3 protein-coding genes are annotated in these 6279 nt (G+C 42.4%); 1 reads left to right on the top strand and 2 read right to left on the bottom strand.

Annotated elements, in window-relative coordinates; all coding sequences use genetic code 11:
* Positions 1-447 precede the first annotated feature (447 nt).
* Both PX481_RS14765 and PX481_RS30170 read right to left on the bottom strand, forming a co-directional pair.
* Positions 448-2979 carry a type ISP restriction/modification enzyme gene (locus PX481_RS14765; RefSeq protein ID WP_502888603.1) on the bottom strand — a complete coding sequence of 844 codons (2532 nt, stop codon included), beginning with the start codon at positions 2977-2979 and terminating at the stop codon, positions 448-450.
* Positions 2980-3082: 103 nt separating this feature from the next.
* Positions 3083-4024, bottom strand: coding sequence for a DNA methyltransferase (locus PX481_RS30170; protein WP_502888602.1), 942 nt, complete (start codon positions 4022-4024; stop codon positions 3083-3085).
* A gap of 245 nt (positions 4025-4269) precedes the next feature.
* On the opposite strand from PX481_RS30170, the gene PX481_RS14760 reads away from it, so the two are divergent.
* Positions 4270-6279: S8 family serine peptidase (locus PX481_RS14760; RefSeq protein WP_288094847.1), on the top strand; the 2010-nt coding region annotated here is incomplete at its 3' end.

The following is a 6279-nucleotide window of genomic DNA, read 5'->3' as shown; positions in this document are numbered from 1 at the left end:
GTGGTCAACTACCTAATTTTCAGGGAAAAAGTACCTGAATTTTCCCCCGATCCCCGCAATGGCTGGCACTTTTTGAGGGGAAAAAAGTCCAAAAGTCTTATCCAACAAGGTTTTTAGATTTATTCAGCAGACCCTAATTAGAGGCATAGAAAAAATCTCAGAAATATTTTTATATAATATAACAGTTTTGATAGCAATCACAGATATTCTTTTGCTTCAGAAGGCTTCAATCATCCAATCCTTGAGGAATTATGAATTATGAATTGGGGAGTGGGAAGTGGGAAAAAAACTGAATGTCATACTAAATCCTGTTATTAAAAACTGATTATTTATTTCCCCTTTTGCCTCTTGCATGAGTGCCTCGTCTCATAACTAGCCTGTACTCAACGGATTTAGTATCAGCATTCATCCCATCGCTAAAAGCGAGGGAATTCTGCTGACACTAAGTTAAAAAGAATACACGGCTGTTTTGATATTTTGGTAGTTATCATCTAGATCTGATTCTAGGAGAATAATCGCAGTAATTCTTCTAGTCATCTCGCTTACTTCCTGCACTTCTGCGATAGTTAATCCCCGTCCTAATAATTTTTCCTCGCGATAACTTAGCCATTTTTTAATAACTTGATAACCCCCGATGGTATATTCCCAAACCCGGGATGGTATATTTTGCCAATAGGCTCGATCATTGAGATAAATATCATAGGTGGTCGTTCCTAATAATTTTCGCATTTCTGGGCTAATTACGCTCATTTCTGCGGTTGTATATTGTCTGGCGATCGCTTTTCCTTTACCCGGCATTGTCACACCATTTTTACCCCCATGTCCCCAACCGACGTTAATAATTAAATCCCCCTTATCCGGGTTTAAATTTCCCCCATCAGTGCAGGAAATCAAGGCGATTTTTTGCAGTGCAGGGGTCGGTTTTTTGGTGACTCCTATAACGGGGTTTTCTGTGTCTAAAAGAGATGCGATCGCTTGTCCTAGTTGGGCAGATTTAATTAATAATTCTTGGCTATTGGGAAGGGGAATTCGTGGGAAGTCTTGACGAATACCGTCGGCATTTTCCCGAAGATACAAGGGAGAGTACCCAATCGCTAACGAGTGCAGCCAAATTAAGGAGGCATTCTCGATATTTTCCTCAAGATTATTAATACCCAGTTGATTTAAGTATTGACGAGATTTTTCCGAGAGATTGGCTTTTGTTTTAACATTTGTATAACTTTCAACATTAAATAATTTATCTTGTTTTTTTGCTTCATGTTTCGCAGAAGGATAAATTAACATGGGAAATGCAACTGCATGACCTCTCATACAATCCCTAGCAAAAAGACTTTGAGTAAATAGAAATGGAATTCCTTCTGGTTGAGCAACTCCTTTAGAACGACTTAATAAAAATAAATTTTTATGTGTGTATTGTACATATAAATCTGGCCTTACTCTTTTCCAAACATTAGGGGCTAAAGTAATATAACACCATCTTGTATCATAGGGACGGAAATTATATCTTTTCAGGTTATTTTCTTTAAACGAATCTAATTGATGTGCTTTTTTTCGTACAGTTTTAGCATCAAAAGACGCGCTATCTCGACTTAACCCAGTTTTTAAAGTTAAAAATTCATCCCAGTCAGTTGTTTTATCAAAATACTTTTGCATTCTTAATGATAAAATATCTTGATCACAATCTATAAGTGCATTTGCACGATCTTCATCCATACCCTGTAATGGAATAATTAATGATGAATCTTGACAAGATAAATCTGTTAACTTTGGCCATGCTAAATAGTGAGAAGAAACATCGGAGGGACGGAAAGAATAACGATTAGATTGTTCTGGGTTAGAGACTTGATACAAAGAATCAAAATCTTGATTATTTAAGCTTTCTAAAAGTTGTGACCTTCTTTCAACTGCTTTAGCTGCATCAATATCATCTCGAAATAAGACTTTAGTTCCTTGCTGAGAACTATTTTTCAACCAAAGAGAAATCACCACTCCCTGTTGAATTCCTGCTGAGAATCCGGGTATTGAGAAAATTGTCTCACTGGTTCTACCATCGGGTGCATATTCAGAAATTTTGCGATTTCCGTGCATATTTTCGATCCAGAACTTATTGAAATTCTTTAATAGATTCTGTCTCAAGACAACAAAAGAAGGTTCACTAACCCAAGAATAGTTAGAAATATAACAAACAACCCCTTTACCAGTATTTTCTGAAATACATCTTTCTGCTAAACGGAAAAAGCGCACATATAACTCATCCAAATTAAACTTTTTAATCCCCCAATCGGAGATTAAACCCTGTTTATACACTTCCACTAAACCTGCTTCTTCTGCGGGACTGGTTCCAGCAAAAGCATTGTAGGGAGGATTACCGAGAATAACTAAAATCGGTTTACCGCGCTTAACTTCATCGGCTGCCTCTCGTTCCTTATTTAACTCCGGAAAACTCAATTGTAGCTGTTGAATTTTCTGTTTACTTTCCTCATCGGGAGGTTGCCAACCGGTTAAAGCATTAGTCAGATAAATCCCCACCCGTTCACTATCTTCTATTAAAGGTACACCCAAACTTTGCAGGAATAAACCTAATTGTAGATGAGCGACGACAAAAGGAGCGGTTAAAATCTCGAAACCGAAAATTCTTTCTATGGCTGCCTTTTTCACCAAAGCCATGGCTAAAGCACCCGCGCCATTTTCCTGTAAAGTATCGGTAATATAGCGCAAAACCTCGACTAAATAAGCACCGGTGCCACAGCAAGGATCGAGAATATAAACATCGGGATTAGCTAAACCGTCCTCAATATTTAATTCTTCTCGTAAAACTCGATCGACTCGCGCTACCATATAGCGAACAATTTCCGGAGGAGTGTACCAAACTCCCAATTCTTTGCGTAAATCGGGATCAAAAGCTTGCAAAAATGGTTCATAGAAATACTGTACCGCTTGTCCCTCATCGAATTGACGAAAAAATTCCTCTCGTCGCACTCGATTTAAAGCTGCACCCGTCCAATTCAAAACTTCTAAGTACCTAAGCAAAATTAATTACACATTTCGATCAAGCTTTTGCCTTTTGCCTCTTGCCTTTTGCCTATCCTAACCAAGAAATTAATTTTGCACGACTACTTACTAATCCCAAAGATTTTAACTTACTCGGTGCGGCGATTTGCTCAAATAGGATCGCTAACATGGGAACATGGAGATGGTGGGCTGCGGATTTCCAATCGAACTTATCCTCTTTATCCTCGCGATTGAGGTTTTGCTTGTGCCATAATACCCAAGCGGAAAATAAACCATAAAAGAGGGTTTGCACGAGGGTAGAACGGAAAAATTTATTTCCCTGTTCCCGTTCAAATTTGATACCTAGGGCATTTTCTAAAGCTTGACGAATATTGGCCAGAGCGGGAAGATCGGAATGATGTTCTAAGCGTGCTTTTGCGTCCCGCGCATAGGAAGCAAGAAACCAAGCAACATCGGCCGGTGAGGTGATAGGAGCCGCCTGTAAAAGCACTCTCTTTAGGTATTCTAAGAGGCTATCACCGTGTTCGGCGGCAAATTTGGATGGATTTGAGGTTTTTAGCCAAAACTCGGCTTCTGACGGGGCTAAACTATAGGCTTCTAATTCTACCGGTTGACCTTGGCTATTGCGACCGATGAGCAGAAAATCGCGATAATTGCTGACTAATACTTGACCGTATTTTTGCCAGTATTTTTGTACTTGCTCGCTGGCGGCGATTTTTTTGATATCTTCTTTGGTTCCCTTAATCTCGATCGCGCCTCTTTCGGGAAAAATCGCCGTAAAAGGTTCTAATTCTTGATTTTTGGGGAATTGATCGACGTTAAAAAGTCCCCCGTCCGGCAATCCCGCACCCTGATTTCTGAGGTTGATAATGCAGCGGACTCGCGGTTTTAGGGTTTTACCGATTTCGTTGAGGAGAGTTTCGAGAGTGCCGTAGTAGGAGGTTTCTTTTACTGCTGCTTGGGAGGAGTGGATTTCGTGCAGGTTGCGAAAATAATTAACGAGGGGATTCATAAAAACTGTGGTCTAGATAATTAAGGTTAATCTTATAAAATTTTGTTACAAGATTGAACATTTCTGCTTTGAACGGTTACAATTCCCATTGTAAGTAGCCGGTTATATTTAAATTAAAAATCGATTTTAGGTTCGATCCCCCCTGCCCCCCTTATTAAGGGGGGTGCTGATAGGCGGGGTGCTCTGATAATTTTTAACGCCTACCTACTTAATTATTGATCTCTCTTGCTTGGAGGAAATTAAAGATGGCTGATTTTCTTGATTTCGTTGTTCGTGACAGTTTGCTCAATCCTCTTAATATCACGCTTTTATCTACAGATTTAGAACAAATTGACGAAGGAACAAGACATGGCATTGATGCTCAGATTGATGACACAGATCCTCTTGGGCGTAAAGGTGCGATTTTAGCTGAGTCGGCATCGAAGGAAACTTCTCCCTTAGGAGTCCTGAACTCTAACCCCTCCCCATCTACACTCTCCTCGGAGGCCCCCACAGTTCCAGTCTCCCCTGCTGCTACGAGTCAAGTGGTCTTTCCCGCTTCCCTCAGTATGAACTCTTCTGGTTATCCCACCAGTCAAGCGTCGAGTCCTGCCTCTGTACCCACCGCTGCCGCCGTCACCTCAGAGCTAAGACCGGCAGCAACTAGCACCCTTGCCCCCTATGCTCCCAATCAACTGATTCTCAAGTTTAAGCAGGGGATCGCCAGTGCCGAAGTTGCTCAGTTTAAGTCCCTCTTTGGTGCTGTTAGCACCCAGACGATTAAACTGACGGGGGCAGAGATTTGGAAGTTATCCGGGTCGCTCTCTGTGGAGAAGATTCTAAAACAATATCGCTCCCATCCGATTTTTGAATACATTGAACCCGACTATATTCGGACGCTGGGTACAATTAGTACCCAGGCCACGTTCCCCAATGACCCCAGTTTTAATCAACTTTGGGGATTGCATAACACCGGACAAAGTGGCGGTACTCCCGATGCCGATATTGATGCCCCGGAAGCCTGGGATATTCAAAAAGGCAATCCTAATTTAGTGATTGGGGTTCTTGATACGGGGGTTGACTACAATCATCCCGATTTGGCCGGTAATATCTGGACAAACCCAGGGGAAATTGCCGGAGATGGCATTGACAACGATGGCAATGGCTACGTTGATGACATTCGCGGTTGGGACTTTGCCTACAACGACAATAACCCCAGTGATGTTCAGGGTCACGGAACCCATGTTTCGGGAACCATTGCTGGCAAAGGAAATAATGGGGTCGGCGTGACAGGAGTGGCTTGGAATGCCAAAATCATGCCCCTGAAGTTTTTGAATGATCAAGGATCAGGCTCTACCTCCAATGCCATTAAGGCAATTAACTATGCGACGGCCAAAGGAGTTAAGCTCACCAATAATTCCTGGGGAGGCGGCGGTTTTAGTCAAGGACTCTACAATGCGATTAACGCGGCGGGTCAGGCAGGGGCTTTATTTATTGCGGCGGCTGGTAATAATGGTAACAATAATGATGCGAATCCTTTCTATCCCGCCAGCTACAACCTTGCCAACATTATTTCAGTTGCCGCTACCAATCGTAATGATCAACTGGTGACATTTGCTAACACTGGTGGTTGGTGGGGTTCAAACTATGGCTTAACCAGCGTAGATTTAGGTGCACCTGGTTCAGACATTTACAGTCTAGCTCCTGGTGGTGGATACGCGACCCTTTCAGGGACATCCATGGCAAGTCCCCATGTGGCAGGGGCGGCGGCTTTATTGTGGTCACAAAATCCTACTTGGACAGCCCAACAGGTGAAAAACGCCTTAATGAACACGGGCGACCCCCTGGCATCCCTTGCCGGTAAAACGGTTTCTGGTAAGCGGCTCAATGTGTTTAAGGCTTTGGGAGGTACTAATCCTAATCCCCCAAACTTGCTTACTATGCAAAGATGGGCGACTCGTCAAGGTGGGTTTTGGGATGCTCAACAGTGGCTGGCGGGTGATTTTAATGGAGATGGAAAAGATGATGTAGCTAAATCCTTTAATGAGGGTGGTCTAGCTAGTATTGATGTTCATGTTTCTAACGGCAGCAGTTTCTCCATGCAGCGATGGGCAACTGGTCAAGGTGGGTTTTGGGATACTCAACAATGGGTAGTGGGTGATTTTAATGGAGATGGAAAAGATGACGTCGCTAAATCCTTTAATGAGGGTGGTCTAGCTAGTATTGATGTTCATGTTTCTAACGGCAGCAGTTTCTCCATGCAGCGATGGGCAACT

The organism is Microcystis sp. M53603_WE2 (genome assembly GCF_030065435.1).
The sequence above is the reverse complement of the archived record's forward strand: the minus strand, read 5'-3'. Positions and strand labels throughout refer to the sequence as shown.